This window comes from Dorea acetigenes (assembly GCF_025567385.1).
GTDB lineage: Bacteria > Bacillota > Clostridia > Lachnospirales > Lachnospiraceae > Claveliimonas > Claveliimonas acetigenes.
In genome coordinates, this window is record NZ_JAOQJU010000033.1 from 24,285 (window position 1) to 40,612 (window position 16,328).

The 16,328-nt window shown below is 43.3% G+C and carries 18 protein-coding genes; 6 read left to right on the plus strand and 12 right to left on the minus strand.

Annotated features, from left to right (window positions below):
- Positions 1–83: 83 nt before the first annotated feature.
- Together OCV99_RS16130 and OCV99_RS16135 are read right to left on the minus strand one after the other, a co-directional pair.
- Entirely contained in the window at positions 84–1,976 is a 1,893-nt protein-coding gene (locus tag OCV99_RS16130; protein ID WP_158371866.1) for a beta-propeller domain-containing protein, read from the minus strand.
- 15 nt (positions 1,977–1,991) lie between these two features.
- Positions 1,992–2,489 (minus strand): RNA polymerase sigma factor, encoded by a 498-nt coding sequence (locus tag OCV99_RS16135; protein ID WP_158371868.1) that lies wholly within the window; start codon positions 2,487–2,489, stop codon positions 1,992–1,994.
- 194 nt (positions 2,490–2,683) lie between these two features.
- Between OCV99_RS16135 and rbr the strand changes: the two genes are divergently transcribed.
- From rbr to OCV99_RS18435, 3 genes are all read left to right on the plus strand, one after another.
- On the plus strand, positions 2,684–3,220 hold the full coding sequence (rbr, locus tag OCV99_RS16140; protein WP_158371870.1) for a rubrerythrin: 537 nt from the start codon (positions 2,684–2,686) through the stop codon (positions 3,218–3,220).
- A gap of 141 nt (positions 3,221–3,361) precedes the next feature.
- A complete protein-coding gene (locus OCV99_RS16145; RefSeq protein WP_158371872.1) occupies positions 3,362–3,610 on the plus strand; it encodes a transposase in 249 nt (82 codons plus the stop codon).
- A 206-nt stretch (positions 3,611–3,816) separates the two neighbouring features.
- The gene (locus OCV99_RS18435; RefSeq protein WP_416810602.1) at positions 3,817–3,951 is read left to right on the plus strand and encodes an IS3 family transposase; all 135 of its coding nucleotides are present in this window, start codon (positions 3,817–3,819) and stop codon (positions 3,949–3,951) included.
- A 106-nt stretch (positions 3,952–4,057) separates the two neighbouring features.
- Here OCV99_RS18435 and OCV99_RS16155 read toward each other — a convergent pair whose 3' ends face one another.
- From OCV99_RS16155 to OCV99_RS16165, 3 genes are all read right to left on the minus strand, one after another.
- Complete coding sequence (locus OCV99_RS16155) at positions 4,058–5,017, minus strand: Rpn family recombination-promoting nuclease/putative transposase (protein ID WP_227192925.1); 960 nt, start codon at positions 5,015–5,017, stop codon at positions 4,058–4,060.
- 93 nt (positions 5,018–5,110) lie between these two features.
- Positions 5,111–5,659 carry a phosphatase PAP2 family protein gene (locus OCV99_RS16160; RefSeq protein WP_158371874.1) on the minus strand — a complete coding sequence of 183 codons (549 nt, stop codon included), beginning with the start codon at positions 5,657–5,659 and terminating at the stop codon, positions 5,111–5,113.
- 35 nt (positions 5,660–5,694) lie between these two features.
- Positions 5,695–6,270, minus strand: coding sequence for an ECF transporter S component (locus OCV99_RS16165; RefSeq protein WP_262575947.1), 576 nt, complete (start codon positions 6,268–6,270; stop codon positions 5,695–5,697).
- 223 nt (positions 6,271–6,493) lie between these two features.
- Between OCV99_RS16165 and trhA the strand changes: the two genes are divergently transcribed.
- Complete coding sequence (gene trhA / locus OCV99_RS16170) at positions 6,494–7,156, plus strand: PAQR family membrane homeostasis protein TrhA (protein ID WP_158371876.1); 663 nt, start codon at positions 6,494–6,496, stop codon at positions 7,154–7,156.
- Between the two features lie 122 nt (positions 7,157–7,278).
- Complete coding sequence (locus OCV99_RS16175) at positions 7,279–7,545, plus strand: PqqD family protein (RefSeq protein ID WP_158371878.1); 267 nt, start codon at positions 7,279–7,281, stop codon at positions 7,543–7,545.
- 72 nt (positions 7,546–7,617) lie between these two features.
- On the opposite strand, the gene OCV99_RS16180 is transcribed toward OCV99_RS16175, so the two are convergent.
- The 3 genes from OCV99_RS16180 to OCV99_RS16190 form a co-directional block, all read right to left on the minus strand.
- Positions 7,618–7,959, minus strand: coding sequence for a hypothetical protein (locus OCV99_RS16180; RefSeq protein WP_158371880.1), 342 nt, complete (start codon positions 7,957–7,959; stop codon positions 7,618–7,620).
- Positions 7,960–8,047: 88 nt separating this feature from the next.
- Positions 8,048–8,203: a hypothetical protein gene (locus OCV99_RS16185; protein ID WP_262575951.1), complete on the minus strand. Its 156-nt coding sequence runs from the start codon at positions 8,201–8,203 to the stop codon at positions 8,048–8,050.
- A gap of 53 nt (positions 8,204–8,256) precedes the next feature.
- Positions 8,257–12,360, minus strand: coding sequence for a beta strand repeat-containing protein (locus OCV99_RS16190; protein ID WP_158371882.1), 4,104 nt, complete (start codon positions 12,358–12,360; stop codon positions 8,257–8,259).
- A 271-nt stretch (positions 12,361–12,631) separates the two neighbouring features.
- Between OCV99_RS16190 and OCV99_RS16195 the strand changes: the two genes are divergently transcribed.
- The gene (locus OCV99_RS16195) at positions 12,632–13,606 is read left to right on the plus strand and encodes a tyrosine-type recombinase/integrase (RefSeq protein WP_262575953.1); all 975 of its coding nucleotides are present in this window, start codon (positions 12,632–12,634) and stop codon (positions 13,604–13,606) included.
- Between the two features lie 85 nt (positions 13,607–13,691).
- Here OCV99_RS16195 and OCV99_RS16200 read toward each other — a convergent pair whose 3' ends face one another.
- From OCV99_RS16200 to OCV99_RS16215, 4 genes are all read right to left on the minus strand, one after another.
- The gene (locus OCV99_RS16200; protein ID WP_158371886.1) at positions 13,692–13,940 is read right to left on the minus strand and encodes a GIY-YIG nuclease family protein; all 249 of its coding nucleotides are present in this window, start codon (positions 13,938–13,940) and stop codon (positions 13,692–13,694) included.
- A 144-nt stretch (positions 13,941–14,084) separates the two neighbouring features.
- A complete protein-coding gene (locus OCV99_RS16205; RefSeq protein ID WP_158371888.1) occupies positions 14,085–14,597 on the minus strand; it encodes a spore maturation protein in 513 nt (170 codons plus the stop codon).
- 158 nt (positions 14,598–14,755) lie between these two features.
- Complete coding sequence (locus OCV99_RS16210) at positions 14,756–15,826, minus strand: radical SAM protein (RefSeq protein ID WP_158371890.1); 1,071 nt, start codon at positions 15,824–15,826, stop codon at positions 14,756–14,758.
- 12 nt (positions 15,827–15,838) lie between these two features.
- The gene (locus OCV99_RS16215) at positions 15,839–16,219 is read right to left on the minus strand and encodes a hypothetical protein (protein ID WP_158371892.1); all 381 of its coding nucleotides are present in this window, start codon (positions 16,217–16,219) and stop codon (positions 15,839–15,841) included.
- Between the last annotated feature and the right edge of the window lie 109 nt (positions 16,220–16,328).

Sequence of the window (16,328 nt, forward strand, 5' to 3'; positions counted from 1 at the left end):
CCTGCATCATTATGCAAGAAGGAAACTATATAGTAACAGTTCAGCCCGCGCCATTCGCAAAACGCATCTACGATGCTGTTACGCTATATGATGATATCTCCCACTTTACTATAGCTGTTCAAATCATAAGCTTCGATAATATTTCCTTTGACGATATAAAGAACGTCTCCAATATAGACTCCCCGGGGTTCTGCATAACTGTTTCCATTCACCATCTCCTGAAGCCTGCAGACGAAACCATTTTCCGCATCATAGGAAAATACGAAATATGTCTCACCTCCCTCCGTGTACCCGGAAAATCCGATCAGATTCTTCTCACTGTCAATCACTACCGCCTTATAATTGTAGAAAACGTCCGTGCTGTACACATTTTCCATAACAAAGACATTATTTTCTTTCACATCCGTTCTGTCACTGATGTCGAACATGGACAGCTTCACACCATCCGTAATTCCCGTCTCTTCATCCGCCGCCATACCGATTCCCAGCAGCTGATTCTCTCCATATGGATGCAGATATTCTGAAAAGCCCGGAATCTTAAGCTCTCCTACAATTTGCGGATTCTGCGGGTCGGATAAATCCACGCTGAAAAGAGGATCCGTCTCCCGGAAGGTAACAAAATATCCCGTGTCTCCGAAAAATCTGGCGGAATATACTCTCTCATCCTGCGCAAGCCCTTCAATCGTTCCCACCGTTTCCATCTTCTCATTCAGCACATAGACGCCATTGGTATCCTCATTTGTCGTCACAATCCGCAGATATCCATTATACTCATCAATGGAAAAGGAATCGTTAATGTAACCCGGAATCTCTCCCTGCGCTACCGCCTCAATCTTCCCATCCTGATACGAAAGCTTCCGAATATTCGTCATCACTTTGCCGCTCCAGCCGCTCTCCCATTCCGTTTCATACCAGTAAATATTCTGACCGCTCACGTACAATTCTCCGCCCTTACCAAGGATTGCCTTGCTGTCCGCCACTTCTCCCGGATTCTCCAGATGGATAGCCGTCACCAGCTCATACATGCACGCTGAATCTTCCTCCGGCAGATAAATATCCTCTTCCGGGATGGTCTTCTCCGCTATTACCGGAATAAAGGTCTCCGGAATATCCTTTTCCATTTCAGAAATGTAATACTGGCTGAACAGATAGAGATATTCTCCCGAAATTCTGGACGAAGAATAGTCTCCGCTCTGGGTCACCTCGCCGATCAGTTTCGGCTGGGAAATGTCCTGCAAATCATAAGTCCTCACCGTCGTACTTCCATGTTGGAAATAATAGAATTCCTCCATATCCGCTTCGCTATACCAGTCTTTCCTCAAAATCACGATCGCTTTGCCATCTCTTATATAAAACTCACAGATATACTCATCTTCCCCCATCCGGATTTCCCCTGCCTTTGCAAGACCATTCTGCGTATCTATCACCGCAATCTTATTCCTGTTCTCCGCCAGTGTAAACAGGTATCTCCCGTCAGTCTTCACTACATCCCCTTCGTCCACGCCCTCCTGGCGCACATTTGTATCCGAATACTCTGCGGAGCTTGCTTTTGTATCTTCTGACGCTCCGTCCGCCGCCTCTGTCATACTATCCGACGTAGTCATTTCCGCGCCTGTGTCTACAGCGTCGTCTCCCCCTCCATAGTACTCATACCTCTTCGCGTATTTATAAACCTCCTTATAGCTCTCCGCCGTCTCTATCACGCCGTCCGTCTTCCGGTCTTCTGTAAAAAGGAAGCCTTCCCCGGCGCCCGCATTCTGCTGGCTCCATATCCTGTAAACAGCCCCGCATACAAGCAGGCAGCATGCCGCCGCAAGCCCGACTGTCAAAATGCGGCGCCGCTTTCTTGCAGGCTTCCGCTCGTCCACTTCCAGAAGCTTCTTCTCTACAGCATCCGGCGTCAATCCTTCGGGAACCTGAATCTCTTCCGCCATGTCCCTTAATTCATCCAACATCTCACGCTCTCTGTTTTCCATGCTTCCTTCTCCCTTCTAAGAATCTTTCAGCAAAATCTCCATTTTCCGAAGCGCCCTCTTCCTCTTCGAGCGCACCGTGCTGTCCTTAAGTCCCAGCATACGCCCAATCTCTTCGCTCCGATAACCGCTGAATACCGACAGTCCGATCACTGCCCGCTCTTCCTCCGACAATACGGAAAATGCCTTCTTAAGATCCATGGAAAGTTCATATTCCGGACTCTTTCCCGGCTCTGTTTCCTCTTCACGTTCAAAGAAAGCTGCATCCTCCTTCACCGTTTGCCGCGCCTGTTTCTTAAGCCGTTTTCTGCATACATTTACCAGGATGGTAAATATCCAGCTCCTGAACGACTCTTCACTCCGCAAAGATGCAATATGCTCATAGGCGTTCATCACCGCCTCACTCACCGCATCCTCCGCATCATGGGAGTTCTTCATCGTACAGAGCGCAAACCGGTATAAATCTCTGTAGACTGTCTCGTACATTTTGGCAAATGCCTTTGCATCACATTTCATCGTCCACCCTCCCGGGTCCACACCTACCCTTTTTTAGAATACGTACTCTAAAGTTCCTTCTATATATAAGAGGCAAAAAGAAAGAGAATTGTTGCATAGAATTCTCGAAAAATATGATACCACTTTCACATAGCAAATGCTATACTTGTAGTGTAGTTGAAAATCTTTTTGTAATTTCGATATGGAGGTAAGGTATGTCAAAATATGCAGGAACCAAAACAGAAAAAAACTTAATGGAAGCATTTGCAGGGGAATCGGAAGCACGCAATAAATACACGTATTACGCTTCCGCAGCAAAGAAGGCCGGATTCGTTCAGATGTCCAACATCTTTCTTGAGACTGCCGAGCAGGAAAAAGAACACGCAAAAATGTGGTTCAAAGAATTCCACGGCATCGGCGATACAGCAGAGAATCTGGAAGATGCTGCCGCAGGCGAAAATTATGAGTGGACCGAGATGTACAAACGCATGGCAGAAGAAGCACGCGAAGAAGGTTTTGAAGAACTGGCTGCCAAATTCGAGGGCGTGGCAAAGGTAGAGGCCGCTCATGAGGCACGCTACAAGAAATTGCTCGAACACTATACCGCGGGTGAGACCTTCAAGGGCGATGCTCCTCTGGGCTGGAAGTGCGGCAATTGCGGATACATATACTATGGCGAAGAGGCGCCGGAAGTCTGCCCGGTATGTGCACATCCTAAGGCTTACTTTGAAAGGAAAGCAGAAAATTATTAGAAGTGGGGAAGAGAATAATAGAGACAATATAGATTATCTATTACTTAAATCCAAAAGCCGAACAATATCTTTTCTGATATGCTCCCCTTATGGTAGACAGGTAAAATAATAAAACTGTCACTATAAGGAGGAGCATATTTTATGGGACAACATTCAAAATACTCTTTTGAGATGAAATTAGCTGCCGTTACAAAATATCTGGAAGGAAGCTGTTCAACAGAAAGTATTGCCCGAAACTTGGGAACGAATGGAACGAGGATTATCGAATGGGCAACAATATATCAGTCTTTGGGGGCTAAAGGACTAAAACTACCCAAAAGCTCAGCTCCTATTCGGCGGAAACAAAACGCAGCGCTGTCTACGATTATCTTTCTGGCAAAGGGACGTTAAGGGAAATCCAGAAAAAATATGGAATCAATGGGAAAGCATACCTGAGCGCCATTTTGGATTTGGCAGATAAAAGCATCGTTTCTTTTGTTATTGGAAGTTCAAATAGGAATGACGCAAAGCATGTCAAGAGTATCCCGATGCATAGATAATGGTCCAATGGAAGCGTTCTGGGGGATGCTGAAATCCGAAATGTATTATCTAAAGAAATATTTCATACCTACGATGAATTAAAAGAAGCAGTATGTGATTACATAGAATACTACAATAATCACCAGTATCAAAAACGTCTAAACCGTATAACGCCAATAGAATATAGAAAACATTTAACATGTGCGGCATAAGAATACTGCCAACCACAAAAATGTGGTTGGCAGCTAAAATTTTTATTTTTTCCACTGTCTACTTGACAGGGAGCGGTTCATCTATCTTACTGTTCAGCTTTTCATTTTATTTGAGCCTTTGCGCAAGTGAATTTCGGTCACTTTCAGGAATACTCAACACATCCATGGATTGCTCCGCAGACCATCCCATTCTTTCCATAAGTTTTTTTACGTTATCTAACAGAGTATCCATTCTTTTTTGTTCCGCTGCTCTGTCAGCGATTGTCTGAATAGCCTGACACACATCAAGCACCTCCTCACCTTTCTTCATTGTCAAATTAGCATTTACACAGGCATTAAGTACATCAACTTCATTTCTACCCAAATGTCTGAATTTTTCATCTATACCTATCACTTCCTGCAGTTTATCCGCATTGCCAGAATACTTAATAAAGGACAGCACCTCTTTTAATGTTGTTTGGAATTTCTCAAATTCACTGTCCTCTATAGCAGCCGGGGCTATCAAATTTATTTTGTAGTCCGGCACAAAGGCTAAAACCCTTGCATCCTGCCCCGCAAACATCTCATGAATAGATAATGGACCATCCCATTCTTTGGAAGCAAAATATATGACCAATGTTACTACCGGTAGCAAATGATCCGCTTTCATAAAGCCAGACAGGTATTCATCGCTGTCAACACCTTTATAATCACCGGACAATTTATGGGAAGCTGCCGCTTCCTCCACTTGTTTTGCGTACTGGAGTGCGTCATAAACCATATTTTTTACCGGCATCGCATAATGAATATTGGACTGGTTCTCGATTGCCAGAAGCAGATATGCAGTGCGTTTATCCATCATCGCAATGACCGATTTAATAACATCCCTGGTTTTCTGCACTGGCTGTTTCGCACCCTTTTCTCCACCATAGGGAACATCTATCTCACGGGTATCAAGTTCCTCCAGGCTTTCCGGATTGATAACCTGCTCTCCGCCATATACAAAATAATTAAAGGCATCGGCAAAGATTTCATTCTGTCTCATGTATTTTGTTGTTACTGTATCTTTTACTCCCAAAGGATTCACCACCTTTTTGATATGCTGTATCATCAGCAGAGTATTCTTCTGCTATTTATAACATACCATACCAGTTTGAGGTTTACAAGCCATGCTGTTTAATTACTTAGCGTTATAATATTTCTTCCCAATCCTCTCGCTCAGCCGGTACGCCGCCCAGGCGGCAAAGCTTCCAACAAGAATCCCACCAAGGATGTCCGTCGGATAATGCACTCCCACATACAGCCTGGAAAAGGCTATCAACACCGCTAATAGAATGGCAGCCACCCCGTATCTGCGGGGAAGCATCTTCAGATAGACAAGCCCCGCCGCGAAGGAGGCGCATGTATGCCCCGAAGGGAAGGAATAATCACTCTGCTTCTCAATCAGCAGATGCAAGTCTTCTATCACTTCATAAGGCCGGATTCTGGCAACCAGGTTCTTAAGCGCCACATTCGTAATCAACGCGCCAATCAGCAGCGCTAAGAGAGCCGTAATCCCCGCCCGCCTTGTCTTTTTAAAAAACAGAAGCACTACAGACAATGCAATCCAAAACCATCCGGCATCCCCCAGGTGTGTAATAAACTTTACCAAAGGTGTCAGAAAATCCTGACGTATATATTCTTGTATAAACAGCAGTATCCCTGCGTCAAAATCTAAAATCCAGTCCATCCACGCTCTCCTATCCGCCAAAACAGATCCGAAGACTACACCGCCCGCAGATACAGCTTATGAACCGGTTTGTAAAGCACCGCAATTGCCGCAATCATAAAGACCGCATTAATTACAGTTGCCGGAATCGACGCCAAAGACCCTGCCGCTGCCGCTGCGAATCCGCTTCCCAGAATCATCATCTCTACGATTCCCATAACAAATTCTATGACAACATTCATGCATCCGTAAATAAACGCACACACTACCGCCGCTGTATATTCCTTTCTGCTGTCTCCCTCTGCCTTTTTCTTAAGGATAGCAAAAATCATTCCCACAAGCAAACACTTTATGATTGTTTCAAGAAATACCTGCGGGACATCCTGCATATAACCATTCAAAATATCAAACAGCACCAACCCTATGGTTCCTGACACCGCTCCTCTTCTTCCTCCCTGCAGCAGCACGCCCATCACAACAAAAATATGTCCGAAATGGACAAACGGCGTCCCGACTGCCGCCGGCAAGGGAATCCGGAATGCCTGTATTCCTAAAAAAGTAATCGCCGCAAATATTGCTGTAATTACCATTGTCTTTACTTTTTCATCCTGTGCTACTTTCGTTTGCATCATAATTCATCGACTCCTTCTCTTTCCTGATTTTATCAATCATATCATCATTCTGGTTCATGAAAAACAGCCAGTTATACGCATTTTAACCAGTCCAGTTTTATTTACCAACTTAATTTTTTGAAAACGGGGTTGCATTTTTTATATTACCGGATATAATATACTTATATGCAACACGTAGTTTTAAAAACTACATTATATATTTTTAATTTCTAGGAGTGATATTATGGCACAGACAATCAAAACACACATCAAGGATCCGGGAAGCGCAATCACCCATTTCATCGGCATGATGATGGCAATTTTTGCCGCTGTCCCACTGTTAATAAAGGCAGCGCATGAACCGGGCAGGATTTATATCATCTCCATTGCAGTTTATGCAGTGAGCCTGATCTTATTATATGCGGCAAGCACCAGTTACCACACATTCGACCGCTCGTATAAGATTAATACCATTTTGAAAAAATTAGACCATATGATGATCTTTATCCTGATAGCCGGAAGCTATACACCTATATGCCTTCTGGTTCTCGGCGGAAAGACAGGTGCCATTCTTCTTAGCATCGTCTGGGGAATCGCGTTGGTAGGAATTCTGATAAAAGCATTCTGGGTATACTGCCCCAAATGGGTGTCTTCCGTATTATATATCGGCATGGGCTGGACTTGCGTCCTGGCATTCACCCAGATTTTAAACTCCATGTCCCCGGCGGCATTCGGCTGGCTTCTCGCCGGAGGAATCATTTACACCATCGGAGGCATAATCTACGCACTGAAGCTGCCCATCTTCAACAACAGACATAAGAACTTCGGAAGCCACGAAATCTTCCACCTGTTCGTTATGGGCGGCAGCGCCTGCCATTTCGTTGTAATGTATGTATTTGTACTGTAAGGTACAGGGCAAAAGCCAGTTAGGTACAGGGCAAAAGTTAATTGGGGACGTAGTAAAGTGACACTTTACTACGTCCCCAATTAACCGTATAATGAAAGAAAACGCACGGGAGGAGACTACTCATGAGAATAAAAAAGGGATTCGTACTTCGGGAAATTGCCGGGCAGGCAATGGTAATCGCTACCGGCGAGGCAAGCAAATCTTTTCACGGAATGGTGACCCTAAATGACACAGGCCGTGACATCTGGCTTGGACTGCAGGACGGTTTATCCGAAAATGAAATTGTTGACAAGCTTACTTCTGATTATGATATCAGCCGAGAGCAGGCGGCTATAGATGTAAAGAACCTGATTAGCAAAATGAACGATGCCGGATTTCTTACGCCGTGATAAAGCGGGCAAATCCGTCTTAAATGCCCTATATTGCAGAAAACGGCAGAGTATTTCTCCGCCGTTTTTTCTCTATTCTTGCAATTCCGACCAATCCAATTCATCTTCTGAAGCTCCTTCTCCGGAACTTCCATCCTCATCTCCAAACAATTCACCATAACTGCCTGAATCTGCCGGTACGCTCTCATCCACTACTTCCATTTCCTGCGACGGTTCCGGCGTTCCGTCGGATGCCGTTGCCTGATCCTGACCTTCCTCGGAATCTTCCGCCTCTTCTGTTGTTGATACCTCTTTTGTAGAATCCGTATCTGCCTGCGGCGATGTGTCCGACTTCCGATTTAAAGCAAAAGCTATGACAATTGCCAATACTGCAATTACCGCAACCATTATAATTAAAATCTTTTTCTTTTTCATAAAACGCCGTTACCCCTTTCAAACTATTTAAAACTGGGAGCAGGTATCCCTGCTCCCAGGCTTTGTAATGGAATATTAAATTATGAAATCAGAAACTTCCATTAGGATTTATAATCTCACCATAATCGCTTCCATCGTCAGTATTCACATCTCCTCCGTTACCCAGTCCACTGGTCTTCATAATATCCTCTACATTAAACATAACAACTTCCATCTCTGGGGTTATATAGTCTTTCTTGTTCATTTTGCATTCACCTCCACCTTAAACAGCCATTCTATGAATCTCTGCATCTGCTATTAAGGAACTTGTATCGTCGCTGTAGTACCCATAACAGTTGTACCATCCATCGTTGTCCAATATGGAGTAATTGTCAGCGTTGTACCAGGCGATACATTTTCAAGCGTGTACACAAACAGATATTTCGCTTGATCTCCTCCAATCTGTGTCGGCTTAATTCCATTGTAAGAGGTATATACCTTCTTAATAGGCTCATTCCACTCGTTGCTTCCATTGTTTATAATAAATCCTGCTAAAGAGTAATCTAATGAATCCAACGCTGAATACATACGAATGTTATAAACCATACTTCCATCTTTATTATAGGAAGCGCGCTGGTATCTCACCTCCAAAACTCTCTTATCCACAAACTTCGCATAATATCTTCCGGTAGTAACGCTGGAATCTGTCAACTGCTCCGTAAGCTCAGCATCTTCAAACCATCCGGCAAAGAGATCCCCATTTTCATTCGTTGGATAAGTGTATGTCTCCTCACTGCGATATGCAGAGATGTCATACTGTCCCTCTTTCAGAGCCGTTACCGTCCACATGCCAGACTCACCATCGACTTCCGCTGAAGCAAGCCCTTCTTGGCAATACTTGTAAGAAACCGGTGCGGAAAATTTTCCGCCATTTACAAAGTTACTGCAATCTTCGCTTACAATAGCTTCTGCATCCTCATCCTTATTTGTAGTAATAAAGGTACCGCCGTCTACAGTCATCTTAATTTTTTCAACATCTGCCGTTCCATTCTTCTGTGTATTTTTCTCACACAATGCTGTACATCCCGTCAATGTTCCGCCGGAAATCGTTACCGTTATATCACGCTTTGTGTTATGCTGTGCCACTGCCACAGCAGCGCCAATTGTTGTTGTACCATTGCCGTTTGGCTTTGTTTCCGTCCGCTCTGCAGTACCAGTAATCTCGCCTCCAGATACGTCTAACTCACCTGCACGGATTTCAATTCCCGTTATTCCTTTAATAGTTCCTCCGGTCACATTCAGCTTACCATACTGCGGCTGATAAATTGCAGTAGAACCATGTCCATCAACAGTTCCTCCGCTGATATTAATCACTGTCTGCCCATTATCCGTCTGTCCGCCATAACTTCCATTTCCGGAAATAGCAAACCAGCTTCCTTCAACGGTACAGTTTTCCTGTACATTTAAAACAGCTCCGTTTCCGACAATATAGATACCAGTACCGCCCACTTCATCCTCTAATATTTTACCATACACTCTTGCATTGCCTGAAACGGTAACTTCTGCAGGATAAGGCGCATCATTACCATAACTGCAGTTTCCAGCAATACAGATTCCGGTGCCAGAACCATATACCTCGCTATCTCCTTTGATTTGTGCGCTTGTTTTCTCTCCACTATTTGCATCAATAACAATTATTCCTGTAGATTTTGCAGCATCCGCGTTTACTTTACCACCGGTCATAGACATATTAGCTCCCAACTGAACCTGTACGCCTACACTTTCTTCCGTATTTGAAATAACTTCTCCGCCGACCATAGTAAGGTTACCACTTGTTCCGGTCACAAGAATTCCAATCTCACCACCTGTCACCGTTCCACTGTTCATAGTCACCTGACCCAGGCTTCGGATTCCAAAATTCTCTCCTGTTACAGCACTATTGTTATCCAAAGTAACAGTATTCCCTGCGTTCACCTGGATTCCATTGTAACTCTTTTCTACTGTAATTCCATTCAGAACCACATCCGTCTCTGTTCCATCAATAAGAATGGGAACTACTGCATACCGCGTTTCCCCAGCACCATAGGTCGTAGCATCACATGTAATCGTTCCATCCTTCAGCGTTACATCTGCCGTAATTCCCAGCGCATAGGATACCGTTCCTTCTTCGTCTTTCACGTTTTTCGTAACTGTATACCCTGCGAAATCCAGTGTCATCGGTTTTGCAATTACAATTGAGCTGACTTCTACATTCTTCTTCAGTGTTACAGTTGCATCATCACTTGCCGCCGCAACAGCCTCTTCCAGAGATGCATAGTAGGTCTCATCTCCCGTTGCATTTGTTACAGATGCAGAAAAATCACCCACCTGCCATTTATGAGCCGTTACCTTCTCCAATGCCACACCGGCAGCTAAATAGGTATCCTTCCAGTTATAGATAACGGACTCGTTTCTTATTGTATCATTTGTAAATGTACCACCGGAAACTTTCACATTAGCGCCTTCACGAAATACAATTGCATACTGATAACCACAGATGCTTCCACCGGAAATATTCGCTGTAGCGTCAGCATCCAAAGTCACGCCACGAAAATAATCATTCGTAAGCGGTCCCTGAGTCATTCCGAGAATCTCTCCTCCGCTCATGTTCAATGTTCCTGTTCCAGTAACATATACAACACCATTTGCTCCGGCATTCACTTTTTCAATCGTTCCGCCTGTCATATTTAAAGTTCCGTGAACCGTAACTTTTCCATTGATTTTTATGCCATCCTTAACCGTCAGCGTCACACCCTCCGGAATTACAACATCTTCTTCTATATTTGTAAGAAGTTCAACAGAAGGCATTCCGGATTTCAGTGCGTCATTCAAAGTTGCATAGTAAGAAGATACTTCGCCAGCGTTAGATGCTTTTGCAACAGCAGAAACAATCGCCAACGTATAAAATTCTTCTGTCGAGCTGCTCTGATAACTCTTTCCTTCAATAATCTTAACATCCTCAAAGCGATAGAACATCTTGGTATTTCCATAATCGTCAGATTTAAACGTGCCGCCTTCCAATCTTAAGGTATTGCCCTCGTAATTTACAACTGCATAATTCGTACCATAAATTTCACCGTCATAAATCACTGCATCTACGCCTGCATCTGCTGGAATATACAATCCACGGCTACTGCTTATAGACTCAGTTGCTCCGTCAATCGTCCCGCCATTCATCGTAAATGTTCCGCCGGTTAATCTCACAGCCCCGTTAGAAATGTTAGTAGCGCTCACCGTGCTTCCTTCATTCATTATAAGCTTGCCACTACTGGTAATCGCATTTCCGGACACAGCTGAAACTATGCCTTTCACTTCCATAGAACCATTATTTACAACATTTCCACTTATAGCGCCATTTACGACTAATGTTCCATTATTGGTAACTCTCCCTGCAATCGCAGCACCTTCGTTAACCGTCAGCGTTTTTCCCTCCGGAACCGTTACATTTTCTGTCATCGCTCCCAGCACTTCTACTGTCGTACCTGCCTTTAAGGCAGCAGCGACTGTCGGATAATAGACATTATCTTCCGTTTTTACACTGCTCGTTGCACCCGATCCGATTGTCCATGTTTTCCCATCTTGATATACGGATGAACCCTCGGCAATATTGGAAAGATATGTACCATTAATCACATTGGTTCCAGAAGAACAATTCAACATAACATTCTGAATTGAAAAATCACTGTTCAAGCCACCACTGCGGATAAGCAGTGCAATATCAACTGCATTAATAGTACCGCCGGTTATGCTTCCTGAAGCATCTGCATTATTGTTGAATCCAAGACCTCGCCCATAATTGGTCGACTTCTTTTCCGAAGTAATGGTTCCGCCACTCATCTCAAAGCTTCCTTTTATGATGTAAACCGCCCCATTGTTATCGGAATCCTTCGCAGTTACCGCTGCACCTTCTCCTATTTGGACTGTTCCTCGGCTAATGATTGCAGACCCTTGCGAATCATAAGTAATCGCACCGTTCACAATCAACTTACCGCCCTCCTGGACTTCGACTTGTCCATTCAGACTGGCGCCAGCTGCAATCTCCAGAGTTATACCATCTTTGACAACAACCGTTTCGTTCTCAATAGCCTCACCGACCAGAGAAACCGTATTGCCAGACACGGCTTCTGCCATTGCTTCTTGCAGAGTCGCATACGCCGTATCTCCAATCTTCGCAACCTTCACGCCCTCATTTTCCGGCACATTATCAATTGCCTGTACATCCTCGCCGTCTGTCGCATCTAAGACTTGTACCGAATTCGTTGCATTATCCTCTCCATTCCCGTCATCTGCTTCGTCCGCAAATACCGGAACATTCAAAGACAAGACCATAGCGGCTGTCAACAGAAGCGACAGAGCTTTTTTCAGTTTCTTTTTTTGTCTCATTTCTTTGATTTCCTTTCTTAATATTTTCCCTTATACCTGAATTATTTACTCCTCCTTTTCCGCAAAATAACCATGAAGCACGGCACTTCATGACGGATTACAGGGAATGCAATAATCTAATAAAACTATACTCTTTTAAATCTTAAAAATCAATGCAACTATCGTAATATGCGCGGTTTTATTCGTTTTTTACTATGAATTTTTCCATTTTATCATTTTTTTCATTATTATACTAATCATGCCATTATATTTTACAGAAAGGAGCCATAAGATGAAAGTTAGTCAATTACTCAATGAATGGCTGTTATCCATACAGCCCACTGTCAAAGAATCTACGTATGCTAAATACAGTTTCCTGGTTCAGAAACATATTAATTCTGAATTAGGGGACATTCTTCTGTCTAATCTGACAACAGAGGACATTTCTTGTTTTACTGCCGGTAAATTAAACGGCGGAAATCTATCCGACGGCAGCGCATTATCCCCAAAAACAGTTGCCGATCTTTTGTCCATTCTAAAACTGGCATTGACATTTGCAGCTGAAAGAAATTACCCTTGTCCCAATCATATCATTATTAAAAAACCCCGGCAGACCCTTCCGCAAATACAGGTTCTTTCTGTGGAGGAGCAGGAAAAGCTGGAGCAATATATCTTTACCCATTTTGAACCTGCCGGTATCGGAATCATTCTCAGTTTATACACGGGGCTTCGCATTGGTGAAGTCTGCGCTCTTAAGTGGGGTGATTTTAATTTCGAAAACAATATTTTATATATCAGGCGCACGATTATGCGCATCCAGGACAAAACTCACGGTGCGGCACATAAAACAAAGATTCTTATTGACCGTCCAAAGACAGAATGCTCTGTCCGCAGCATTCCTCTTCCTGCATTTCTTGTTAATTTTCTTACTCCTTATCAGAGGAAAGATTCCTACTACATTTTAACTGACAGCGAAGCCTGGCTCGAACCGCGGGGATACTACAGGAAATATAAGAGGATTTTAAGCAAATGTAATTTATCAGAATACAACTATCATGCATTGCGCCATACATTTGCCACAAGATGTATGGAGCAGGAATTTGATCTCAAATCCTTATCCGAGATACTGGGACACGCTAATGTATCTACTACCCTTCAGCGCTATGTACATCCTTCCATGAATGTAAAACGCCGCCAGATGGAACGGTTGGAAAATCTTGCAGTTTGTGGTCGGATTTGCGGTCAGAAAAAATTGACAAATGTATAAGGCAGAACAAAGCGGACAAGTCCGTCATGAAGTGCCGTGCTTCATGGTTATCTTCTCTAAAAATAAATGCGCAGGCAGTAATGTTTCATTTTACTGCCTGCGCAATTATTATTTCCTTTTGTCTCCTTGTCATCTTTTTTATCGCATACTCCCGTCTCTGCGCCTCCTCCTTCGTCTCAAAAGTCTCATAATATACCAGCTCCACCGGCGTCCTGCTGCGCGTATATTTGGCGCCCCGCCCTTCGTTATGCGCCTTCACACGTTTATCCAGATCATTCGTCCATCCCGTATAGAGTGTTCCGTCCTTGCATTTTAAAATATAGGTATAATTCATCTTTCCGCGCCCCCTTCTTACGCTCTCAAATCATATATTTCCCTAATTATTATTGCATATTTCCCAAAGCAAAAGCAAACAATTTCATTTCGGTACAGGGTAAATGTTAATTTAGGACGTAGTAAAGCGACACTTTACTACGTCCTAAATTAACACGCTTGCCACAAGCCCGGCGAGGGTGGCTAACAACGCCCCTGGCAGGGTATACCGGGTTTTTGAGATTTTCGCTGTCATAAAGTACACACTCATCGTGTAAAAAATAGTTTCGGTACATGCCATGCTGATAGATGCAATCCTGCCGATATAAGAATCTGTCCCATATTCTTTGTATAAATCCAGCAGAAGCCCTGTGGCGGCGGATGAGGAAAACATCTTTACCACCGTAAGCGGCACCAGCTCGCCGGGGAATCCGATGTAATCCGTAAATCTCCCAATCAGCGCTGAAAGCATATCCAGGAATCCTGATGCCCTTAAAATCCCCACGGCAATCATAAGCGCAATTAACGTGGGCATAATCTTAATCACCGTGAAGAACCCGTTCCTGGCTCCTTTTATAAAGACATCGTAGACTTCTACTTTCATCAGGATTCCATAGCATACGATTCCAAAGATTACCATTGGTATAATAAAATCTGACACGAATAACAGCATTTTCATAAGACAGCTTCCTTCTGTTCAGACTGCTTTATCCTACCATATGCTTTTCTTTTTTCATATATAACACTACTTTTGGCTACCTTAACCTACCGTCGCCTGTGCCCTGCGGGTAAAAGCCAGTCGAATCAACTGAGCAACTGGCAATCCGAGAGTTCATTCTATATTAATGACCTGTCTTTTGACGTACATAAAACGATTTCCGGGCAAATCGGACATCCACCCTTGCAGAGATATTGATTCTTGCATGACGGACAGGCGTTTTTGAAATAGGTTCTAAACTCATCAAACGCTTTACTTTCCCATGCCTCTTTAATACTATGCTTTCTCAAATCCACAGCCCATCTCTGTTCCTGATTATCAAAACTGCAAGGAAGCATCTTCATATCCGAAGTTATATAAGCCGACCAACGACCGCCTTCACACGTATCCAGGCTATCTATATTTATTCCTTCCGAATAATTCAGCAATGCTGGGACCGTGCATGAATCAAATCCTATTTTATAGGTCATTTCATCGCTGTTCACATAGGATAACAGTTCTTTCATCGTAGAATCAGCAATACTGACTATCTTTTCTCTGGTTCCTAACCCTACAGGCTTATGAAGCAAAAATACAACTGCATTGATCCCCTCCGGAAATTTTTTCAGCTTTAGCCGTTCTACAGCTTCAGCAACTGTATCCCTGCTAAGCACATAATGTATATTCGTCTTCACACCTGCGTCCAGAAGCATCTCCAAAGCACGCATCGTATATTTACTTCTGTACCAGCTAACAGCTACAGCTCCGCAATAGTGCTTACACAAGTCTGCCAATTCTGGCGTCATGCCAAATCCTGATGTTGTAAAATTGACAACAATTTGAAAATCACGACAAAGTTTAAGTATTTTTTCAAAATTTTCATGTTGGTCAGGATCCCCGCAGCCTCCTAGCGCAATCTGGAAGGTATTGCCTCTGCATTGCTCCAAAATGCTTTTGAAATCTTCGACTGACATATTCGCATGACTTGCATGCAAACCATCCTGATAACACTCTACGCCTGCTTTTAAACAAAGCCCTGTCTTTCCGTGAATGCAATGTCCCATTATACCGACGTCCAAAAGTTCCGGGAACGATGCCATAAATGGATCTTTTCCAGATTCTTTACCATTCACAAGAATCCCTGTCCTAAAATACCTGCCCGTCTTCTCATCAAAGCAGGAGATAAAATCAGCTTCTTTTCGAATTTTCATAACTGGTTTCCCTTAATAGCTTAGATCCGTTTCAATACCTTCAAAATCTCCATCTCCGTTTTCTTCCATGATTCTCCATACTTCTTCAAACAAGTCAGCATAATAATATTCTGTCTCCTCAAAGGATACCCAATCGCTATAGACAACCTTTCCGGCCTTTAATGCTGCTCTGACTTTTTCCTGTGTATCTTTACCATGAAATTCCCACTCTTCCTCAAAAATCTTATTAATTTCTTCCTCCGTGCTGTCTGGTCCAAGAATTTTCTTACCAAGAAGTTCCTTTTCCACAAAACGAAGTATCGCATCTTTTTGCTTGTCATTCATTTTGGGTTTTCTGGCAATGATAAAACTGCTGCTGCTTGAATTCGTAACAAAGTCGGTTCTTATTTTCATGATAAATCCTCCGTTTTTATTTAGGTACTGTAAAGTTTTACAGTCCTATTTTTCTTTAAAACCTTATATTTTCAAGGCATTCATCACTTTTGCAAATAAAAAAGCAATG